The 22,859-nt window shown below is 65.2% G+C and carries 11 protein-coding genes; 2 read left to right on the forward strand and 9 right to left on the reverse strand.

The window, feature by feature from the left end; translation table 11 throughout:
- Positions 1-104: 104 nt before the first annotated feature.
- Both VZQ01_RS27770 and VZQ01_RS27775 read right to left on the reverse strand, forming a co-directional pair.
- Positions 105-1,517 carry an L-serine ammonia-lyase gene (locus tag VZQ01_RS27770; protein WP_223781566.1) on the reverse strand — a complete coding sequence of 471 codons (1,413 nt, stop codon included), beginning with the start codon at positions 1,515-1,517 and terminating at the stop codon, positions 105-107.
- Positions 1,518-1,753: 236 nt separating this feature from the next.
- A complete protein-coding gene (locus VZQ01_RS27775; RefSeq protein ID WP_426745155.1) occupies positions 1,754-3,250 on the reverse strand; it encodes an SNIPE associated domain-containing protein in 1,497 nt (498 codons plus the stop codon).
- Between the two features lie 1,174 nt (positions 3,251-4,424).
- On the opposite strand from VZQ01_RS27775, the gene VZQ01_RS27780 reads away from it, so the two are divergent.
- Positions 4,425-13,481 (forward strand): RHS repeat-associated core domain-containing protein, encoded by a 9,057-nt coding sequence (locus tag VZQ01_RS27780; protein ID WP_426745156.1) that lies wholly within the window; start codon positions 4,425-4,427, stop codon positions 13,479-13,481.
- A 2-nt stretch (positions 13,482-13,483) separates the two neighbouring features.
- Entirely contained in the window at positions 13,484-14,011 is a 528-nt protein-coding gene (locus VZQ01_RS27785; RefSeq protein WP_408889296.1) for a hypothetical protein, read from the forward strand.
- A 163-nt stretch (positions 14,012-14,174) separates the two neighbouring features.
- Here VZQ01_RS27785 and VZQ01_RS27790 read toward each other — a convergent pair whose 3' ends face one another.
- The 7 genes from VZQ01_RS27790 to VZQ01_RS27820 all read right to left on the reverse strand — a co-directional run bounded on the left by VZQ01_RS27790 (position 14,175) and on the right by VZQ01_RS27820 (position 22,838).
- Positions 14,175-16,844: a heavy metal translocating P-type ATPase gene (locus VZQ01_RS27790; protein ID WP_426745157.1), complete on the reverse strand. Its 2,670-nt coding sequence runs from the start codon at positions 16,842-16,844 to the stop codon at positions 14,175-14,177.
- Between the two features lie 393 nt (positions 16,845-17,237).
- Positions 17,238-18,209, reverse strand: a complete 972-nt coding sequence (locus tag VZQ01_RS27795; protein ID WP_408889298.1) for a vWA domain-containing protein — start codon at positions 18,207-18,209, stop codon at positions 17,238-17,240.
- The gene (locus VZQ01_RS27800; RefSeq protein ID WP_248546844.1) at positions 18,209-19,141 is read right to left on the reverse strand and encodes a vWA domain-containing protein; all 933 of its coding nucleotides are present in this window, start codon (positions 19,139-19,141) and stop codon (positions 18,209-18,211) included. The genes VZQ01_RS27795 and VZQ01_RS27800 overlap by 1 nt, the downstream gene beginning before the upstream one ends.
- A 71-nt stretch (positions 19,142-19,212) precedes the next feature.
- Positions 19,213-20,514: a hypothetical protein gene (locus VZQ01_RS27805; RefSeq protein WP_426745158.1), complete on the reverse strand. Its 1,302-nt coding sequence runs from the start codon at positions 20,512-20,514 to the stop codon at positions 19,213-19,215.
- Between the two features lie 52 nt (positions 20,515-20,566).
- On the reverse strand, positions 20,567-21,034 hold the full coding sequence (locus tag VZQ01_RS27810; protein WP_141328066.1) for a nucleoside deaminase: 468 nt from the start codon (positions 21,032-21,034) through the stop codon (positions 20,567-20,569).
- Between the two features lie 145 nt (positions 21,035-21,179).
- Positions 21,180-22,001, reverse strand: a complete 822-nt coding sequence (locus VZQ01_RS27815) for a hypothetical protein (RefSeq protein ID WP_267699615.1) — start codon at positions 21,999-22,001, stop codon at positions 21,180-21,182.
- A 15-nt stretch (positions 22,002-22,016) separates the two neighbouring features.
- Entirely contained in the window at positions 22,017-22,838 is an 822-nt protein-coding gene (locus VZQ01_RS27820; protein WP_223748333.1) for a hypothetical protein, read from the reverse strand.
- Between the last annotated feature and the right edge of the window lie 21 nt (positions 22,839-22,859).

A 22,859-nucleotide genomic window follows, 5' to 3' on the forward strand; every position in this document is an offset into this window, starting at 1 on the left:
GGCGTGCAAACCCTGGATGTTGCTGGGAGGCGCGAGCGCGGGCGGCTCACGCCCTGGTGACGGCAGACATCAGGCCGATGTTCGGCCTCACCAGGGGGCGTGGATCAGCACTCGGGGAGGCCGACGCTGAGGTTGGCCACCTCGAGCACGTTGACGGCGAGGCCGCCGCGGGCGGTCTCCTTGTACTTGTCCTTCATGTCGCGGCCGGTGTCGCGCATGGTCTTGATGACCTTGTCCAGGCTGACGAAGTGGCGGCCGTCGCCGGAGAGGGCCATGCGGGCGGCGTTGATGGCCTTCACGGAGGCCATGGCGTTGCGCTCGATGCAGGGCACCTGGACGAGCCCGCCGATGGGGTCGCACGTGAGGCCCAGGTTGTGCTCCATGGCGATCTCGGCGGCGTTCTCGACCTGGAGCGGGGTGCCGCCGAGCACCTCGGTGAGGGCGCCGGCGGCCATGGAGCAGGCGCTGCCGACCTCGCCCTGGCAGCCGACCTCGGCGCCGCTGATGGAGGCGTTCTCCTTGTAGAGCACGCCGATGGCGCCGGCGGTGAGGAGGAAGCGCACGACGCCGTCCTCGTTCGCGCCGGGGGAGAAGCGCCAGTAGTAGTGGAGCACGGCGGGGATGATGCCGGCGGCGCCGTTGGTGGGGGCGGTGACGACGCGGCCTCCGGCGGCGTTCTCCTCGTTGACGGCGAGCGCGTAGAGGTTGACCCAGTCGAGCACGGTGAGTGGGTTGGTGAGGCCGGCCTCGGGGCGGCTGAGCAGGCGCTGGTACATGGAGCCCGCGCGGCGCTCGACCTTGAGTCCTCCGGGGAGGATGCCGGTGGACGCGCAGCCGCGGCGCACGCAGGCCTGCATGACCTCCCAGATGCGCAGGAGGCCCGAGCGGATGTCCGCCTCGGAGCGCCAGGTCTTCTCGTTGGCCATCATGAGGGCGCTGATGGGCATGCGCTCGCGCTCGCACAGCTCCAGCAGGGTGGCGGCGGACTGGAAGGGAAAGGGCAGCGGGGTGGCGTCCGGGCGGAGGGGGTCCTGTCCGGAGGTGGCGGTCTCGTCGACGACGAAGCCGCCGCCGACGGAGTAGTAGACGCGCGAGGCCAGCTCCACGCCGTCGGCGCCGAACGCGGAGAAGCGCATGCCGTTGGGGTGGAAGGGCAGGGTGCGGCGGCGGTGCATGACCAGGTGTTCGCCGTCGCGGAAGGTGATGTCGCGCTGGCCGAGCACGCTGATGCGGCCCTCGGTGCGCCAGCGGGCGACGATGGCGGGAATGCCCTCGACGTCGACGGCCTCTGGGGTGTCACCGCGGAGGCCGAGCACCACGGCCTTGTCGCTGCCGTGGCCCTTGCCGGTGGCGCCGAGCGAGCCGAACAGCTCGACCTTCAGGCGGGTGAGTTTTTCCAGATGCCCCCCTTCCGCCAGGCGCACGACGAACGAGCGCGCCGCGCGCATGGGCCCCACCGTGTGAGAGCTCGAGGGACCGATACCAATCTTGAAGAGGTCGAAGACGCTGACAGCCATCGCGGGCGCAACATGCCACGTTTCCACTTCCGTCCCACTGTGACGTCGCGGTTCCCTGTGAGGCGCGTGACTTCTTGGCGTGCCAAGGAGCACGGGGTTGTCGGGACACCGAGCAGGCATGCGCGGTGGAATGACGCGCGTCACCTAAGGAGGACGCACTGCGTCGCGACTGCGGGCTGTGCGGCGGCTGTGGTGGACGGAGTGTTCTTGGGGGACTGGAACCCGCGTGTCGGGCGTCAGGCGACGGAGCGTTCGGGGAGGGCGATGACGGTGGCTTCACCGCCGCGCTCCTCTTCGTTCATGGCGAGTGACTTGCGGTACTCGGCGGCCTCTGCGAGTCGGGTCAGCTCGAAGTCGCCGTGGTGCTTGCGCACGGCCTGGGCGATTTCGTCGAGGGTGGCGCGGAAGAACTCCTTGCGCTCGTTGACGCGGTTGACGCGGCGTTGGGCGAAGGTCTTGTGCAGGGCGGCTTCGAGCGAGGGCGCATCCGCGGTGCGGATGATGGCGTGGACGTCGAACTCGAAGGGGACGGAGGCGTCGCCGAGCTCGTCGATGCGGTCCTGGGGGACGAGCCGTCGAGTCATGCCGACCTTGTAGATGTTTTCGCCGAAGGAGCCGATGTTGGAGATGACGTAGACGTGGCCGGTGCGGGTGAGCTGGGCCTGGGAGATGGCGCGCTGGCGCTCCTGGTCCTCGACGACGCGCCGCTCCAGCTCGGCGATGCGCTCCAGGAGCTTCGCTTGCGCCGAGCCCTGGCTCTTCTCCAGCTCCTCGCGGGCCTTGCGCAGGGCCTCTTCGTCGCGCTGGGCCTCGCGTTCGGCCTCCAACTTGGCGCGCTCCAGCTCGCGCTGGGCGGCCTCCTCCTCTCGCATCTGCTCTCGGATGCGGCGCTGCTCCTCCTTCTCCTCCTGGCGCTTCTCCTCGTACTCGTGGGCGAGGCGGAGCTCCGCGAGCTTCAGCTTCACGTAGGGCTCGGCGATGGAGCACTGCTGAATCTCGGTGAGGGCGTTGATGGCCTCGGCGGACTTCTGGATGCGGGCCTCCATGGCCTTGATGTTCTTGTAGGTGACCTTGGCGACACAGGCGTCGGCCTCGCCGTTGAAGGCTCGCAGGATGAGCCTGAGGGTTCGGTCCGTCTGTTTCTTGCCTTCGGCCTTGCTGCCATTGACCTCCCATTGGATGCGACAGGACGCGGCCTGTTTGTTCTTGAGCAGGGCTTTCTGTTCCTCGCGGAGGCGGTCGAGGCGCTGCTCGTACTTCTCCGAGGAGGAGAGGTTGTAGATGGGCTTGTAGAGGCCGTAGGAGCGCAGGACGGCTTCTTCCTCGAGCGGTTGCAGCTCGGCCCGTAGGTTGACGATGAGAGCCTCCAGGCGGGCCTTCTCCTCGCGGACCTGGGTGGCCTCGGCATCGAGGCGCGTGCGCTCCAGCCGGATGGCGTGGTTCGTGGAGGAGTTGATGCGCTCCACCTCCTCCCTGGCGTCACGGATGGCGGTGTCCGCGAGCTCGCGCTCCCGGGCCAGCTCCGCCGCCACGCGGGTCCGCTCGGTGGCGAGCATGTGCTCGGACTCGGCCTGGGTGCGCTCCAGCGCGGAGAGGACACGCTGGCGCTCGGCCTCCACGTCGAGAATGGGCTTGAAGCGCGCCTGGAGGGCACGCAGGCGCAGCGCGGTGCGAACCAGGAGCCCCAGGGACAACAGGCTCGAGAGTGCCAGGACCCAGACGACAGGCTGCATACAGGTATCCCCCGTGAAGTCCCCGCGTCCAAGGTCCGCGGAGGTGACCCACTGTGCGCCTGTGGGACGACCAGGGGAATCACACCCGGGTGGTATTCCCCAATGCCACCGTGGAAGCCCGCTTCCGTCATGCTCCCCAGATCCGAGTCTTCGAGCGAGGGACCGACCTGCTCACGGATGTGGAGCCGACGATTCTCTCCGCCCAGTACAACACCCTCAGTCCCGTTGCCGAGGAGGTCTACGTCCGCGCGGTTCCCGACCCGGCTGCGTTTCGAGAGCTCTGTGATGCGCACTGCTCGCGGGGGCCATCCTCCAGGCCCTGCAGTCCTGAGTGGGAAGGATGCGGGTCCCTCGTAGGGACCTATGAATCCCGTCCACCATGAGCATCGAACTGTATGCGTCCCCACCCCTGGGGGGATGAGGCGGGAGGCCCCATCCGTCCAGGAGCCTTGGTTCGAAGTCTCTCGCGGTAGACGGCCGTCCATGCTGCGGGACACCGATTCGGTGGCTGCTCACTCTGGCGATTGAGCGCGTGCGGAGCTGGACCGGGCCTCTCGGCAGCAAGGGGCAAGACCCCAATCTTGTGTGTGGGATTGGAGGCGATATGCCTCTGCTTCCCTGGAAAGCCAATTGCAAGGGGGTCGTCAGCTTGGGAGTGCTCCGCACTTCTCTGCGCCTTCGCGAATTGATGACCCAGGACAGGGCCTCTATCGGTGTGTGTGCGGAATGGCCCGCCTGGATCTGGTGTGTGAAATCTAGACGTCAGTGATTGGGGTGGACATTGGGACCGAGAGATAGGCAGGGGGGCTCGATGATGTCGGGTCTCTGGGTACTTGTAGCGTTGGTGCTCCTTGGGGGAATGACCGCACGCGCCGAGCAGAGGGCTCCGACGTGGGTGAAGACCTATCCCCCGGTCGCAGAGGACGCGCCGTTCGAGCTTTCCAGTCCGCTTCTGCGGTCCGAAGCGAGGGAGTTGGGGGAAGACGGGACGCGAGCCTATGAAGATGCTCGTGCGGTATGGGAGTCGCAGCGAGACGTTGCTCAATCCGAACTCTCCGAAGCATTGACCAGGTCCCATGACGCCCTTGGCGAACGGGCTCCTTGGTGGACGCGATTCTGGCACTCTCCATGGCCGTCGGACTCCGAGAGGAGTGCGCTCGAGAAGTCGCGCGAAGTGTTGCAGGAGGTCCTGCAGCAGCTCCATTCCAAGCGCGACGGAGATGCGGCCACGCGTGCCTATCGCGCGGACGTTCAAGCGTCGATCGAGCGGCGGCTCCACGACCTCGAGAAGCGCATGCAAGGCGGCTACGCACGTGCATGGCTCCTGCTGCGGGACGGAGATCCGCATGATGGAGTTCTTGAGTTGAGGTCGAAGTCCTTGGCCTGGGAGACCCAACTCACTGTCGATGATGTGAGCCAGGTCGCTCGCATCGAGAAGCTCTCCGCCACCGACTTTCAGGAAGGTGTTGTCGGTCAGCCACTTCCGCAGCCCGTCACTGTGCGCGTGACGACCGCCAACGGAGAGCCGGTGTTGGGGGCTCCGGTGACGTTCAAGGGGGGCGCTCCTTCGGTGCCAGGGTTCCTCTCGGTGTCGGGGGGAACGACCCCTGCCACGCAACTCACGGTCCTCACCGATGAGAACGGCCTGGCATCGGTCCGGGTCCTCCCGGATACGAACATCGCCCGGTACCACATTCGTCGACAGGGTACGCCCCACATGCAGCGGCTTGGGTACACCCTGGTGACGGCGGAGACCACGAACGGCACCGAGACCTTCGCTCTGTCAACCCCCTTCGGTCATGTCGGTCGGCCCGACGTTCCGGCGGTCATCGATCGCCTGGCGAACCTCAATGACCTGCATGAAACCGCGATTCAGCTTTGGACGCCGCTCTTCGCGCGCATCCTCGATCGCTACGGAAATCCCTGCACGAATCAGAAGGTGTCCTGGACCCAATCGATGACGACGGGGCGCTTCTTCCGGTTTCAGGGGGTGATGAGCCCCCAGGTGCTGGATCCCACCAGCCCGCTGCAGCTCATGGCGATGGATGACTGGGCAGACATCGATGGTTTGGCGGGGCCCGGCTACATCCCAGGGCCCACCCGGGGGATCTACTACGTCACCGCGGCCGTGGGCACCCTCAGCAAGACCATCTCGATCAACGTCAATAGCACTGCGACGTATACATACCGGGTCACGAGCAACCACCACTTCAACGGAGCCTACGAAACGACTTCTCCTCTGAAGATGGTCAGCCAGATCCTGCGGAGGCCCTTGAATACTCCTGACTGGGTCCCTGTGACCGGCAATGAGCCCGACCTGCTCGGTGTCATGGTTCGCATCCAGACCTTGGACGAACTGGGCAGTGTCCAGGTGGCATCGGTTGACGTGCCGCCCAGTCAGGTCGGTTCGGATCCATTGGATGACGACAAGACGGTGGTCTTTCGTCAGCGCTACCTGCTGCCTGAGGGTTGGCAGCGGGTCATCTCGTATGGGTTCGTCTACGAGCGTCGTGCCAACAATCAGGTTGAGCAGGTGTGCTGCAACCGTCCGCTCTATGGCGTCAACTCGTCCACGACTCCCTCGCTCGCATCGCGTCGCGTCCTTCCTGGCGGCCAGATTGTTCCGACGGGGGGACTGTCGCTGACCTCGGACTCGGGTTTGGGGGCGTTGGTAGTGAATCGCACCTCCGACCGAGTCTATGTCCGAGTTTCGGTGCAGCCTCATGCTGCTGGAGACGCTGTGTTGGCTGTCGGGAGTTATGAGCGAGATGCCGACAACGACATCGTGCTGCCCGAGGCGAGCAATTTTCAGTTCATTCTTCCAATCTTGACCGGAACTCAAGGTGGACGGGTTCGCTTCGAGGTCTTCGCGAAGGACTACGTCGGAGCTCAACCCGTGAAGGTTCTGCAGTCCAGCGAGGAGGTCGAAGTCCATCGGCCCGACTCCGACCTCATTGTCGCGGGCCTTCCGCTGGCGGCGAAATGGATGTTGCCCGCCTGGGATTTCGTCTCGGCCCAGAAGCCCGCGCCGGGTCAGCCTCCCGATGAGGATGCACAGTCCCCCATGGCCTTCCCCGCGAAACTGGGGGTGAAGGTCTACATCGATGGGCGCCTCGTGGTTTCTCGGATGGGGACGGAACTGGCCTCGGCGAGGGTGCGCACGAATTTCTCGGGCATCACCGAGGTGATTCCCCTGAGCGGTTCTGTGACCCAGGGGCTCGATGGCTTCGCATGGGTGGATGTGCCTCCGGGCTCGGTGGGGACCGAGGACGTGGACGTCACACTGGCTCCGGAGAATCCGAATCAGGAGCCCCTCCACAAAGCCGTGCCGCTGACGACGCTCGTGGGGAGCATGGGCAAGCTTCCCGTCTCCCATACCTTCGTCAAGGGCGTCAGTGTCGTGGATGGGCATCTGGTGCGACAGGCAACGGATGTCGAGTCCCCAAGCCGAGGTGTCGGGCTGGCGTGGACGCGAACGTACTCCTCGGGTGTGGCCGAGGAGGGGCTGCTGGGGCCGGGCTGGTCTCACGGCTACGAGGGCGCCGTGCTGCCCGTGGGGGGCGGATTCCGCTACGTGGTCGTGGGAGGTGAAGGCAGCGGTCAAACGTTCAACTGCACGGGGGAGGGCGTGGGGTGTGTGCCCCAGCGCGGCTTCCACGGAACCTTGCGTGTCGAGGGGATGGGGGCTGGTCGCGAGTTCATCTTCCGCTCGAAGACGGGCGTGGAGTATCGGCATGGCTACTTCGACACCTCGGTGTTCCCGGCCAGGTACCGGCTGACGTCCATCGTCGCTCCGACGGGACACAAGGTCTCGTTGCGCTACGGCGATGCTTCCGTGGACAGGGCGCTGACTCGCATCTACGACGAGTCGAGTGGCCGCTTGCTCCAGTTGAGCCATCAGCGGCAGTCGGGCCGCATTCAGCTCCATCGCGTGCAGTTGCATCACGCGACCAGCGTGGACGCCACGGCGCTGACCTCATTGAATGTCTGTGTCCAGTACAAATACGACGACCAGCAGCGGCTGACTGAGGTGGCGCGCTACGACGAGGGCTGTGGGGCTTTCTCGCCGGCCAGGGTGGAGTCATATGCCTACGAGACCGGCGTTTCCGAGGTGGGGCGGACGCGGATGTCTCAATACACGGGGCCGGATGGTCAGGTGGTTCGCTACACCTACCATGATGCCAGCGCCCCGATGGCGGGTGAGAGCGACTACCTGTTCCTGACGAACAAGGACACGCGGGTGAGGGCCGTGCAGGAGACGCTCTCAACGCAGCCGCCGCAGGAGGCCACGACCCTGTTCACGTACAGCATCGCGCCCGAGTCGCGAACCGTGCTGGGGCAGTCGCTCACCACCTTCGCCACCGAGGTGAAGGGGCCTCGACCGGAGGTGCCCGCGACGCGATATCGGATGATTGCCACGGGTGGTGTCGCGGAGCTGGAGCGGCCGCTGTCCGACGGCGTGGTGGCAACGACGGCTTCGCTGTGGGACCGCCAGCATCGGACGCGAGAAGTGGAGCAAGACGCTCGGGGGCGGGTGACGCGCTTTGCCTATGACGAGAAGGGCAACCTGATTGCCCGTCGTATCGAGGGGAGCGCTCTCGCGTCTTCTGCCGGTGTGGCGGCCACGGCGGGCGTGAAGGATGCCCAGGGGCAGGTGGTCTCCGAAGTGGTGGAGAAGTGGGGCTATGACGCGAGCTTCAATGTGCTCGTCTGTCATGTGGATCCAGAGGGGTATGCGACGGTGTCTCGCGTCGACTCCACAGGGGATGCACCCGAGGACCTCCTGCCGTTCGGCACGGGGCGAATCCTGGAGACGCGTCGCTATGTGAATCGGGTTTCGCGTCAGGTCCTGTCCTCCGTAGGGACGTGTGCGGACGCGGTGTCCTCGCTGTCGGAGTCTCCTCAGGATGTGGTGTTGCGGTGGAGGTATTGCGGTGTCGAGAACGCGTCGTGTCCGACACGCGCGCTCACGGGTGACTGGGTCGAATCGGTTGGCGCGGATGGACACGTGGAGCGCGCAACCGCCTACGACGTCTATGGGCAGGTGCAGTCGAAGACGCTCCAGGTGAATGGCGCCTCCACGGTGTCGGTGGACTATTCGCACGACGCCCGGGGTCGCTTGCTGGCGGAGTGGGACGGACTGGGGCGCCATCGGACCCAGGAATGGGATGGGCTTGACCGCGTGGTGCGGGAGGAGCAGCTCAACACCCAGGGACCGGGGACGGTTCGCGCGATGTCGTTCACTCCGGGGGGCGTGCTCTGGCGGGAGGAGATTGGAGAAGACTTTGTCCGGACGCACGATCTGGATGCGGCAAGTCGACGGGTGGTCACGCGGGAGTCCGGTGGTGGGCTGACGGCTCCACTGGAGACCTGGTTCGCCTACGACGAGGCGGGAAATCGCACGTCGGTGACGGACAGACGAGGTGTCCAGACGTCCACGGAGTACGACTTCGCTGACCGTCCGGTGAGGGTCAGGGTGTCGGTCGAGGATGAGCCTCGATTTCTCGCCAATCGAGGGAGTGCCGACGAGGTGGGGCGTACGCGGACGGTGGCTCGGTTCGCTTACGACGCCGTGGGCAACAAGGTGTGGGAGTCGGACCTGTCTGGCCATGACCGGACGTACCTGCTGGATTCGCTCTATCGCGTCATCGAGGAGAAAACGCCCGTGGTACCCGGGGCGACGGAGTCATCGGCCGCGGGGAGATACACGTTGGCGTCCGCGTATGACCTCAAGGGCCAGCGGGTTCGTCAAGTGGACGGAAACGGGCAGGCGAGTACGGTCGAATACGACCTGTTGGGGCGTGCCACGGTCCTGACGGATGCGGCCGGGCGCGTGGAGCGCCGGCGCCATGACGGGCGGGGCAATGTGACGGAGGTGCGGTGGGAGGCCGGTGGCGTCCAGCACCGCATGCGAAGCGCGGCGTATGATGGTCTGGGCCGCGTGCTCTCGACGGTGGAGACGGTGGCGAAGGAGTCGGGCCAGCACGTCTACACGACCCAGACGGTCCACGACGACGGCGCGCATGTCGAGTGGACGCGCAATGCTCGAGGCTTCCTGCAGGCCAGGTACTTCGATGGATTGGGCCGAGTCATCCAGGCGGTGGAGGACGCGAGCGGCGGTCCGTTGTCGCGCCAGCCTGACGTGACTGGGATTGGGCCCGCACTCAATCTGACGAGCACGGTGGAGTACGACTCCTACGGGCGCGTGGCGGCGCAGGTCGACGCGCTCGGGCGCCGTACAGAGACGGTTCATGATGCCCTGGGGCGTCGGACGATGGTGCTTCGCCCGATGGATGTGTCGGAGTCCCAGACCTTCGACGGCGAAGGAAACGTCATTGGCTCGTCGGACCCGCGCGGTCTGGAGCGGCGCTTCAACTTTGATGCTCTGGGACGTGTGCGGACCGAGGAGATCAAGGAGAAGTTCTCCAAACAGAGCATTTGGCTCACTTGGAGTCAGCGGGCCTACCAGGATGTCCCAGGGCTCGACGGTCTTGTCCAAGAGGAGGTGTTGGATGCGCGGAACAATCTGACCGTGCTTCACCGGGATGGACTCAAGCGAGAGGTTCGCCGAATCGACGCGGGAGGGTACGCCTGGGAGACGCGCTTCGACGCGCTCTACAAGCGACAGGAGAAGGACGCGAAGGGGCAGGTGACGCGGTTCTCGTACGATGCTGTGGGGCGATTGGTGAGCCAAACCGATCACGAGTCCGTCGGACAGTCTGCGGCCTACAGCCAGTCCTGGAGCTACAGCGACGCGGAGCGCAAGCAGACGTATGTGAATCGTCGGAACGTGCCCACGGTGAGTCATTCCGATGGCCTTGGTCGCAAGGTTCGCGTGGTCCGAGGGCAAGGGGACGCGGTTGCCGAGGAGTCCTGGAACTATGACGCGGGGAGCAATGTCGTGCGCTCCGTGGATGCGAACGGATACGCGACGGAGCGCCTCCATGACGGCGCGGGGCGTGTGCTCGCTGAGACGACAGGCGCGGGGACTGCGGATTCGGCGACGTCGACATTCCAGTATGACGCTGCTGGGCAGTTGATTGAGAAGAAGGGACCCCGTGTGACCGGGTTCTCCTTCGATATGCGTTACTCCTACGACGACCTGGGTCGTCGGGTTCGTGAGGAGAATGCGCTCAACGAAGTCACCGTCCGCACTTTTGACGAAATGGGCAACCTGCAATGTGAGGTGAAGCCTAATGCTCAGCCCACGCTGCCTCATGGTGGCGCAGCAGGCATGAATGCTCGCTTTCTCACCTATGAGGTGTGCCACTCGAACACGCCTTTTGCCAGTTTCGCGAACGACGAGTTTGGCAAGAGGCTGTCCGTTTTTGACGAGAACGCGCTTGTTCACATTTTCATGTATGACCCCGCGCGAAATCTCATAGCGAAGCAAGATGCCAACGGGCAGCTCACGACCTACGAGTATGACGCACGGAATCTCCGTACGGCGGAGCATCAGCATCTCGACCTACACAGGCCGATCACGGGTGGGCGCCAGAATGTCATTCCTCTGTTCGAGGCCGGAGCTGCTCCCTTCAGCAATGTGGGTACCCTCACCTGGCGGTACACGTACGATGCGAACGGGAATCTGGCGTCAACGGTTGACCCAAAAGGGCAGCGGACAGTCTACACGCATGGGTTGCTGAATCGGCTGACAGAAAAGGCCTACTCGCAGCATACGTTGCCTCGAGAACTGCCCTCGTTGGAGGCCGAGAGCTTCCTGTACGACGGCGAAGGCAATACGACGCAGGTGAATCAGCTCAAGAAGACCTCGAATGGCGACGTCAGTGAAGTGACGACGTTTACGTTCGATGCGCTCGACCGGGTCAAGACACGACTGCGCCAGTTCGACGGGAAGCAGATTGCGTATGAGTACGACGCCATGGGGCACCGCACACGTGTGGTGGACCCGGATGGAGTCGCGACGGTGTACGGGTATGACGCGCTGGGGCGGTTGAAGAGCGCGGGGCTTCCTTCGAGCGGAGGTGTGTACTACTACTACTGGCCCGACTCACTGTTGAAGAGGACTGAGTGGTCCAGTGGTGTGACAGAGCACCGCTGCTATGACGTGGCTGGGCGTCTCACCCAGATGTCGGTGGTGCGTGGCTTTGGTAGCGGGAACTGCTCGTCGGGAACGATCAGTCACTATGCGTATACGTATGACGCGAATGGGAATCGCCTTACACAGGCCGAGTCGCGCCAGTCGCTTCAAACGAACACGAGCGGCCCTGTCGAAGTGACGTCATATGGCTATGACGTCTTGAACCGCCTCACGGGGATTGCAGGGCCGGACGGGAAGACCACGCTCTATCAGTTGGATTTCGTGGGAAACCGCACGGGCGAGCGCGAGGCTCCGACGTCAGCAGTGGCGAGCCTCGGACTTGGGCCCGAGGCATTCGAGTCGGTGCCGGAATCGGCGCTGACTCGGGATGTAGCCACAACGTTCAATCGGGTCGACTGGCCACGCTGGTCCGTGGACTTGAAGAACTCCGCGCTGGATGTCCTGCACGAGTACGACTTGGCGGGCAACCTGGCGAAAATGACAACGCGTCCCGCTGAGGGGCAGATTCCGGACAATGAGCGCACCTTCGCGTGGGACGTCCGGAACACGTTGACGGCGGTGTTCGACAACGGGGTGGAACTCGGGCGATACGACTACGACACGGACCTTCAGCGCATCCGGCGGAAGACGCCCTCCGAGAACGTCGCATATGTCCTGGATGATGGATTCGTGTTGCAGGAGGTGGATGGAAGCCAGAGTCCGTGGGCGCCACAGCGCCGTTATCACTATGCAAAGGGACCGCTGGCGGTCAAAGACAGTGATGCTCCGAATGGGATTCCGACTTTCTTGCTCTCAGATGTGTTGGGTAGTGTGACAGACGGTGTCTCTGCCAGGACGGGTGGCTTTGTTACTGCGGTCCGTCAGTATGACGCATGGGGAAATTACCGAGGAGGATCGACGCCCACGGCGAGTGAGTTCAAACTGGGCTTCACGGGACATCAGTACGACGTGGAAACAGGGCTTACCTATGCTCGGGCCCGGTACTACAACGGCAAGGTGGGGCGGTTCATTAGTCGAGATGCTTTTGCAGGAAGCGTCAATGATGCGCCGAGCCTGCACCGCTACTCCTATGGTTATTCGAATCCGTTGATGTTCACAGATCCGACAGGGCATTGCGTGAACTTCTTTGCCAAGGAGGTTGTGTCGTTGAACAACTGCCTTGAGTCAGGAGAAGTGCTTGCGGGGTATGGTGCTGGTGTTGCGAAGGTGGTGGGGGGGATTGGGCTCCTTACCTATAATGCCACTGGTGCTCTTCTCTATGCGGCAACGGGTGGGCAACAGTATCAGGAACAGTCAAGTGCGTTTGGTGCTGGCGCCGAGAAGTTACTGCATTCCGTGGCGAGCCCGAGCAATTTCCTCCAGAGTAGTTGGGAGGGGCTCACTGGTGGCTTGGCACATATGGCTAGCAGGATGGAGAGTGGCGAACTCTACGGCGCAGGAGAGGGACTGGGAGACTTTACTGCGCAGGTTGCATTGCTGCACGCTACTGCTCAAGGTGCGTCAAGCGGTATCTCGATGCTCCCTTCAACTGCTGCTGCAGGGGTTTCGCTTGGGTTTAGCCGCTCACAAGTGGCAGTTGTTGGGCGACCCATTGCTACTATGCATGGGGTGGCCGTACTTTCGGCCGCCGCAGGTGCGGGCCCAGAGAGAGGGGAGCGTGAAGCCGCCGTTACGGAGGTGGGGACCAGCCCAGGCTCAAGGGTGGCTCAGCCTCAGAATTCTGGAGTTGAAAGTGTTGCTCGGCAAGTCGAAACGAGCAAGCCACCTAAAGGAACTTTTCAGGGCGACAAGTGGCGGCATGAGAGATATTTGAAGGAGGGTGGAACTCTATCGTATGGTGAGTGGTTTGCCCGCAGCCGAGGCGGACGGGGTGGTGGGGCAGGTCATAAGGAGATTCAAGATAGACTGACTACTCAAGGCGGACTGAAGCGCGAAGTGAGGTTTGGAGACCGGTTTGCAGATGCGGCTGGACCTGGTGAGATTCATCAGATTGGCGGAATGAATAAGCGGGGAGATCCAATTTTCAGGGAAAGAAAGGCTATTAGTGATATTGTGAACTCAAATGAGTACCGTGGCGAGACTATCTATTTTTGGGATAAGGCAAGTCCTGGTGCTCCTCCGGTTGCAAATCCGCATCTGAAGGCGAACTGGGGAGATGTAGGGGACTAGTGATGGGAATTCAGTTTGAATTCGTACTGGATGAGCATGATGAGGCTCGTTTGTGTGCGTTCATGAAGGAGCGCTGGGATGCGCTGTGCACAGGTCGGTTTGTCGAAAGCGCTGCGTTGAATGCAGTGTCTATTGGGGAGTGTGCAGATGTAGAGCAAATTGTGTTTCCGCGTGAACTGCTGGGGTTGGTTGGCTCAAGGGTGGTTCCTCTGGCAGCTCGGCAAGGGAAATTTCATGTTTCTCCGAAAGGTGGAGCGTGTCTCGAGTGGACACGCTCCACAAAAGAGGAGAGCGGGATCATTCCTGGACGGTTCTATTTGGATACGCAGTCTGAAGGCGGGGACTTGAAGACTCTGCGAACGATGATGCGAGGGATTAAGGAATTCGTGAAAAAAGGGAGTCCACTGGTGGGGGGAGGGAGACACTCGGTGTTTGTTGGGGAGAGTTTGGCAGCGCGAGTGCGGAGTGGCGAGGCTCAGGTTGTCTACCCGAATGGCTCTTTGATTCCATTGGAGATGGCGAAGAAGTAGAAGTTGAGAGGCGCACTCGTGGAGGCGTGGCGAGAATGTGGGTCCTGGCGGTAGATTGAGTGATGATAGCTTTCTGTCGCCGGGGTATCTCCTGTTGCATGGGTGTGGATGAGATTGTGAGTGGTTGGTGCTTGTGAGGCTCTTTTTGTTGTGTTGTTTGCCCTTAATGAGGCGTTGGTCTGATTCCCATCGATGGCAGGGGCGTGGAGCCTAGGACCTTGGGGCGAACGGCGAGCAGCCTGAGGCCGTTCGCCACGACGAGCAGGGTGCTGCCTTCGTGCAGCACCACCGCGGAGCTGATGCTCGTCAGTCCGAAGATGGAGGCGACGATGAGCACCGCGCTGATGCCCAAGGAGATGACCAGGTTCTGCTTCATCACCGAGGTCGCCTGACGGGCGAGGCTCAGCGCGAAGGGCAGGCGGGACAGGTCGTCGCTCATCAGCACCACGTCCGCTGTCTCCAGCGCCGCGTCCGAGCCCGCTCCTCCCATCGCCACGCCCACCGATGCCGCTGCCAGCGCGGGCGCATCGTTGACACCGTCGCCCACCATCGCCACGGAGCCCGTGCGCCCCATTTCACGGACCGCTGTCACCTTGTCTGCCGGCATCAGCGGCGCCCGCGCCTCGTCGAGCCCCACTTGCTCCGCGATGGACTTCGCCACCCTCGCGTTGTCTCCCGACAGCATCACCGTGCGACTGATGCCCTGCTGCTTGAGCGTGGAGATGACGTACCGTGCTCCGGCTCGCACCGTATCCGCCACTCCGAGCACGCCGAGGTATCGGCTTGCCCTGCGCACCACCATCGTCGTCTGGCCTGCCTCCTCCAGTCGGTCCACCCATGTCTGGATTTCGGCCGGTACGGCATCTCCTGCGAACAGCGCGAGGCTGCCCACGTCCACCCAGTCCGTGCCAATCTTCGCTCGCAAGCCCTTGCCGTGAATGGCCTCCATGTCACCGCCGGCCGGTGGCTTGATGTTTCGTGAAGCCGCCGCTTCCACCACGGCGTGCGCCAGGGGATGTGCGGAGAGGGCTTCCACCGCTGCCGCCGTGCCGAGCAGCTCTTCCTCCGTCACTCCGGCCACGGGCGCCGTGCTCAGCAGCTTCGGCTTGCCCATTGTCAGCGTGCCCGTCTTGTCGAAGGCAATGGCGTTCACCTTGCCGAGCAGCTCCAGGTAGATGCCTCCCTTGATGAGCACACCGCCTCGCGCCGCGGCCGCCACCGCGGACAGCACCGCCGATGGGGTCGAGATGGCCAATGCACACGGCGATGCGGCGACCAGCAGGGACACCGCGCGGAGGATGGCTTCCTTCAGCGGTGTGCCCAGCACCACCAGCACCACCGGGAACACCACCGCGCCAATCATCACCAGCGGCGCGACGGTGCGCTCCAGTCGCTGCGCGAAGCGCTGATTCGGCCCCTTCTGCGCCTCGGCCTCCGCTACCATGTCCACCACTCGCGCGAGCACGGACTCCGACGACAGCCGGGTGACCTCCACCTCCAGCAAGGCCTCGCAGTTCACCGTGCCCGAGAACACCTCGTCCCCTGGCACCTTGGCGACCGGCATCGACTCGCCCGTGATGGCGGCCTGCTCCAGTGAGCTCTTGCCCTCCAGAATGATGCCGTCCAGTGGCACCCGGTCTCCCGGGCGCACCACGACGCGATCTCCTCGCTGCACCTGCGCCACGGGAACTTCGACCAACTCCGAGCCTCGGCGCACTCGCGCCACTTCGGGCCGCAGGGCCCCGAGTGACTCGATGGAGCGTCGCGCCCGGTCCATCGCCCTGTGCTCCAGTGCGTGGCCCGCGCTGAAGAGGAAGAGCAGGAATGCTCCCTCGAACCAGGAGCCCAGCACCGCCGCGCCCAGCGCCGCCACCACCATCATCGTCTCGATGTCGATGCGCAGCTGGAGCAGCGACTTCACCGAGCCCCGGATGGCGAAGAACCCGCCACTCAGGATGGACAGTGCCCACAGCGCTGTCGGCACCATCTCGGGCACGGGGGCGAATCGCCCGAGCAGCCAGCCCGCGACCAGCAGCACTCCCGAGGCCACCACCAGCGGCATCTCCAGGAGTGGCGCGAGGCCACCTCCGTGCGCGTGGTGTGAGCACGCGTGCCCGTGGCTCGGGACCTCCAGCGTGTAGCCCAACGACTTCGCGCGGGACTCGAGGTCCTTCAGCGAGACCTCTTCACTGTCGTACTCGACGACGAGCCGCTCGCTTGCGTATGCCACGTTCGCGGACAGCACACCCTTCACCTTGGTGAGGCCGTGCTCGATGGCCGTGGCCGAGTCCGCCGAGCTCATCCCTCGCACGAACCAGGTGTGGTCCTTGTAGCGCTTCGCCACCTGCGCGCTCGTGCGCTGTGCCGTCGCGAGCAGCGCCGTCGAGTTCACCAGCTTCGGGTTGTAGTGGAGGCAGACCTCCGCGTAGCCCTGGTCGCGGCGGATGTGCACGTCGATGACGCCGTGATGGGCCTCCAGCGCCTCCTCCAACTTCTGGAAGCGACCGTGGTCGTTCGTCTCGCCCGGCAGCGCTCCCTCCAGGTCGAGCTGGAGCGCGACGCCACCACCCTCCGCCGCGCGATAGCCCGGAGGGCGGATCTTCTTCGGCTTCGGGTGGTGGTGATGATGATGTCCGTCACCGTGGTCGTGGCCGCACGCGGCTCCGTCCGCGTGTGCGTGGCTGTCGCCATGCGCGTGGCTGCCTCCTCCGTGAGCGTGGTTGTGGTCGCAGGCGGGGCCATGCTGATGCTTGTCCCCGTGAGAGTGCGCAGGACCGTCGATGTGTCGGCTGCCTGCCCCATGCTGGTGGCCGTGGTCATGCGTACACCCCATGCCATGTCCGTCTCGCGCATGGCCATGGTCATGCGTGCCACCGGAACCAGGTTCATGGATCGGGGCGTGCGCACTCTCGTGCGGGTGTCCTTCTTGTGCATGGTCATGGTCATGCGTGCACCCCGGGCCGTGTTCATGGGCGGGCGCATGGTCGTGCGCACACCCAGGCCCATGGACGTGCTTCCCCGGGTCCTTCGTCCCCACGAGCTTCAGTGACTTGAACACGGGCTTCGCGGCGGGTTTGCCCACCGCGAGGGACGGTGCGTCGCCATGTCCGGCGTCGTGCTTGCAGCCCGGACCGTGGACGTGCTCGCGTGGCTCACCGCTCTTCTTCTGCTCGGACATGGCGTGTTCTTCCTGAACCGTGAATCCTGAAACCTGAAGCTCGAAACCCTAGTGACGATGACCACCGTGCTTGCGCCGGGGAGCCGGCTCGGGCGCTCGCACCGGCTCGGGCGCCTCCTCCTCGTGGTGCTCCTCGTCCCCGTGCTCCTCCGGAATCGGCTGTGTGAAGCGCTGCCCCGCGACCTCCAGGGTGAACGCCTTGCACTCCGCCGGCACCTCGAACTCGAGCACCGCCGGCAGCCGTCCCTCGTACGACTTCAGCGTGCGGCCCTGCTCGTCGTACACCGTGCCGCCCGCGGCCACCGTCATCGTCTCGTCCACCAGCACCGCCACCAGCTCCGCCATCTCTTCCATGCGGTCCGCGATGCGGTGACACCACAGATGGCCCACGCCCGGGTACGTCTCGTGGGAGATCTCCTCCATCTGCTCCTCGTCCACCTGGTCGCCCACGCCCACGAAGACGAAGCTCATCCTCGGCAGGCGACCCGCGGCAATCTCCTTCGCCACCTGCGTCGCATACGCCCGCACGTCATCCCCATCCGAGAGCTGCGAGTCCGTGATGATGACCGCCAGCCCCCGCCGCGCCCCCTTCGCCACCTGCTGCTTCATGTGCGCCACGAAGTCGCGCAACACCGGCAGCATCACCGTCGCCTTGCCGTAGGCGCGCGGCCCCGGGAAGCGGAAGTCCTTCGCCTGCACCGCCGACAACAGCCCCACCTCCTCCAACTGGCTGCCGTCCCCCGTGGCCCAGTACGCCACGCGCACCTGCCCGTCCCGGTCCTTGCTCGCCAGGTACTCCAGCATCCACCGCATCTGCGGCTCGACCAGGTTCTTCACCGGCGCCAGCTTCGCCAGCACACCCCGAGGACCGTACTCGTCCTCCATGCTGGCCGAGCCATCCATGTAGAGGGCGACATCCAGCCCCTCCACCGTCGGGTCATGCAGCAGCGTGGCCACCACCTTGTTCCCCATCCGATGCACGTCCGAGAACGGACGCACCACCACCTCGTGCCCGGCCATCAGTGGTGGTCCTCGTCCTCGTGGTGGTCCTCGTCCGGCAACGGCTGCGTGAAGCGCTGGCCATTCACCTCCAGCGTGAAGCTCTCCGCGCCCTCCGGCACGTCGAACTCCAGCACCGCCGGCAGCCGGCCCTCGTACGTCTTCAGCACCCGGCCCTGGTCGTCGTACACCGTGCCGCCCGCGGCCACCGTCATGTTCTCGTCCACCAGCACCGCGACCAGCTCGGCGACCTGGCCAATCTCCTCGGCGATGCGGTGGCACCACAGGTGCCCCACGCCCGGGTACTCCAGATGGGCAATCCGCTCGAGCTGCTCCTCGTCCACGCCGTCCCCCACGCCCACCAGCACGAAGTTCATCCGGGGCAGCCGCCCCGCGACGATGTCCTTCGCCACCTGCGCGGAGAAGCGCTCCACCTCCTCCGCGTCATGCAGCTTGCCGTCCGTGACGATGACCGCGCAGCCGCGCCGCGCCCCGTGCTTCACCTGCTCCTTGAGGTAGCGCACGTAGTCCTTCAGCGCCGGCGTCATGAAGGTGTGCCCGCCGGGCTTCTTCGCGCCCGGGAACCGGTACTGCTGGACGTCCACGCCCTTGAGCTCGCCCACCACCTCCACGTCCTTGCCCGACGCGCCCGCCGCCCAGTAGGCGACGCGCAAGAGGCCGTTGCGGTCCTTGGTGGCCAGGTACTCCAGCATCCACTGGACCTGCGGCTCCACCTGGTTGGCCGGGTCCTTCAGCGGCGCGCCTCGCAGCCACTCCAGGAAGGAGCGCTTGGGGCGCTCGTACTTGTACTCCTCCTCCATGCTGCCGGACGCGTCCATGTAGATGGCGACGTCCAGACCCTCCACCGTCGGGTCATGCAGCAACACCGCGCGGACCTTCCCCTCCTCGACGTGGAGATCCGAAAACGGCTCGACTGGCTTCTCGTGACCCATCGTTCCCCCTGCTGGATGCGCCGAACGCTATCACCTTCCAACGGGCCGGAAGGTCCAGCGCAAGCGGGGGCTCAGTCCTCGAAGTCGGTCATCCAGTCGGGCTTCTTCGCCGTCGCGGAGGGCTCGCCCGGCTCACGCAAACCTTGCGCGGCGGACGGCGCCGAAGCAGTTCCGAAGTCCTCCATCCAGGCAGGCGTCCCAGCCCGCGCGGGCGGCGGCGCCACGGGCCGAGTCCTCGTCAGCCGAGGCTTCGCCGCCTGGGGCTTCTGCGCGGCATGCGCGGACAGGAAGTCCCGCATCCACTCATCCGGGCGCGCGGGCGGCGACGGAGCCCGAGGGGGCAGGGGACGTGCGGGCACCGGAGCCACCGGCACCGGCGCGGAGACCGGGGGCAGCCGGTCCCCCGCGCCGACCTGTGAGCGCAGCACTCGCTCCGTCTTCGTGGGCCAGCCGGGAAGCACCGCCAGCGCCTGGCTCGCCAGCTCCAGGAACTCGGGCGCGCCCGCCTCGGGAGGAATCCGCACCTTCTCCGCGCGCAGCCACTCGGCCATGCGCGTGAGCACTCCCGGGTGCTGATGGCGCAGCACCGCCACGTCGCCCTTCACCTCGTAGCCGCGCAGCTCCAGCTCCGCGACGGCCATGGCCCGACTCGGCACCGGCAGCTCCAGCTTCGCCAGCGCCGCGGGCCCTCCGTTCGCCTCCGCGTCCTCCTTCAGCTGCGTGAGCACGTCATGGAGGATGCGCGCCACCATCGGCCCGTTGGAGGCGTTGCCTACCTGCAGCTCCGGCGGCACCACGGGCCACGCGAGCACCGCCCCGCCTCCCTCCTCGAGTTCCTCCGCTCGGTCCCCCGGCAACAGCGCGTGATAGCCACGCGGCGCGGCGGGCCCCTCCGGCGTCTGCGCGTACTCGAAGGCATACGGCGCCTGCCGAGTCAGCCCCGCGAGCACATCCCCGCGCGTCACGGTGAGCTGCCCAGGCACGCGCTTGGGGGACGTGTTCGGCCAGGGACCGGACAGGTGCCCGTACAGGTACACCGGGTCGTTGAAGCCCTCCGCGTCGGCGGGGTGCTCGACCAGCTCCACCTCGAAGAAGTACACCGTCGCCGCCGCGATGCTGTGGGGCGTGCGGCCAGTGGCGACCTCATGGTGCGCGAGCTGCGCGAGCGCCGAGGCGGGCAGCCGGCTCCGCTCGCTCGCGGGGATGAAGTGCACCGCCCCCAACGCATCGAGCCCGACGACCCACTCCGACCGCGCCATGTGGTGGAAGTCGAGTAGGAACGTATCCACCACGTGGACCACCGAGGCCGCGTCCGACAGGACGGGCACCGGCGGCGTGGTGGCATGGGGAACGAAGTAGCGGGGCAGTATCACGAGGGTGGCGTGAGGCTCGCGCAAACCCCACGAGCCACGCAAGCGCCCCGGCTCAGCGCCAGAAGGCCGTGTGCACGTCGCGAGCCTCCTGCAGGGGGATGGGACCCTCCACCTGCGTGGGGCTGCTGCCGCGCTCGAACACCTCGCGGCACGACATGGCCAGCCCTCCCCGGGCCGTGCCCACCAGCTGCGCGAACTCCGCCGAGGACAGCGAGAACACCACCCGCCGCACGCCGCCCCAGAAGATGGCGCCCGCGCACATCGCGCATGGCTCCGTGCTCGCGTACATCGTGCAGCCCGCGAGCACCTCCGGCGTGAAGCGCTTCGTCGCGTCCCGCATCAGGTTCGACTCCGCGTGCCCCGTGCAGTCGCGCTGCGTCACCACGGTGTTCTCACCCTCGAGCAGCACCTGGCCCTGGGCATCCACCAGCACCGCTCCGAACGGCTGGTCACCCCGGCTGCTCGCGCGACGCGCGGCCTCGATGGACTGCTGAAGGAATCGAATCTCATCCGGACGCATGGGCGGCCTCCTGTTCGGGGCCGGCAACCTAACGACGCGTCACGTGGGGCGCCACGGTTCCTCGGGGATGGCGGGATGTCCGCCGCTCGACCCGGGGTGCTGCCGGGGCCTGGGCTCCGAACGAGTCCAGGCCCCGAAGGCACGACTACTGGTCGTCGCAGGGCGTGCCCAGGCGGATGCCCTCGTACACACCCAGGTCGTTGTAGATGAGCGGCAGGTTCTCCTCGACGGGCACCTGGCGCAGCTCCAGCGACTTCTTCTTGTTCTCGATCCACACCGAGCTCTTCGCCTTGTCCAACACCAGGCGGAGGTCGCCCTTCTTGGTGGAGAAGATCTCGCCCTCGGAGTCGGCGATGACGTTGGTCATCTTCTGCGACTTCAGGCCGCCGCGAGGACCGATGAAGACGCGGTAGTTCTTCTGCTCCGGCGTCTTGATGCCCTTGTCGACGAAGTAGTAGTTGCCCTTGGTGTCGCGCAGGAGCGCGTACGGGGCGAACTCCTGCGGGTTGGGGGCGTAGCTGGCCTTGCGCAGGATGTCCGCGCCCTGGGCCGTCTCCACCACGGTGAGCGGGATGTTCTTCTCACCACACCGCATGGTGCACTTCTTCTCCTTGCGGTCGAACTCCACCTCCGACACCACGCGCCAGTCCTGGCCGCGGAAGTTCGGGTTGGCGGACTTGTTGAAGAAGCGCGGGTCCACGAAGCTGGTGCCGGAGGTCCAGGGCATGGACGGGACCTGCACGAACTGCTTGCCGTCGCCGTAGAAGAGCTGGTCTCCGCCGCGCTCCTCCTCGGGGGTGACGACGACGTAGTGGCCCTTGCCGTCGGTGCAGACGGCGGTGGACTCCATGACCATCTTCTGGCCCAGGTTCTCCTCCTTGCCCCAGGGGGGCTGGATGCTCTCGGAGGCCAGGGACGCGCTACAGGCGAAGGACACCGCCACGGCGGCGATACGCTGGAAGTTCATCTCAAATCTCATGGACTAAAGGTTCGTCTTGAAGAACTTCGTGGCGAATTCCTGCTGATTCGACGCGTCGCGGGAGGTGGTCCAGATGAGCTTGTCGCCCTCCACCTTCGGCTCCAGGGCATCGCCGAAGCGGCAGCTGACCTGCTTGAGCTTCTCCTTGACGGTCTGCTTCGCGACGTTGGAGACGGTGCACAGCTGCTTGAGCGACGCGAGCGGCGCCTCACAGTAGCTGCTGATGCTCAGCTCCTTGAGCTGCTCGTCGTTGATGGACGTCCAGTCGATGGCGGCGGAGAGCGACGTGCCGCACGCGGTGTTCGCGTCCTGCACGTGGGTGACGTAGTCCTTCTCCTGCTTGGCGATCTCCCCCTTGCGGTCGAACGCCATCAGCTTCGCGACGGTGCCGTCCTTCTTCTGCTTCTGGTGCAGGTCATAGACGTCCTCGGCGTCGAGCGCCTTGCTGCGCTTCTCGTCGAAGGTGACGCGAATCTCCTTGGAGCGGCCCGGGACGTAGAGCTCGTACTTGGAGTTGCGCATGTACAGCACCGTGTAGCCACGGCCGCGCCACTGGGTCTTGTAGCTGTGCTGCTCGCTGCTCATGGAGCTGCTGTCGTTCAGCTCGAACGGCAGCACCTTGCCGTCAATCTCGGAGCCGGTGCCCTGCACGCGCAGCAGGTACTTCTTGTTCGAGCGCGGGGCGAGGGGAACGACGGCGACCTCCTCGCCCTCGGGGCCGACGAACACCTTGCCGGCCTCCACGGGGGACGCCGCGAGGCTGGCGGTGGACCCCAGCACGAGCGTGGTGACGAATACCGCGACCAGGTTTCTCAAGAAATTCACCTCGGGAATCAAGGGGCCGTC

The sequence above is a fragment of the Myxococcus faecalis genome (assembly GCF_050039385.1).
GTDB lineage: Bacteria > Myxococcota > Myxococcia > Myxococcales > Myxococcaceae > Myxococcus > Myxococcus fulvus.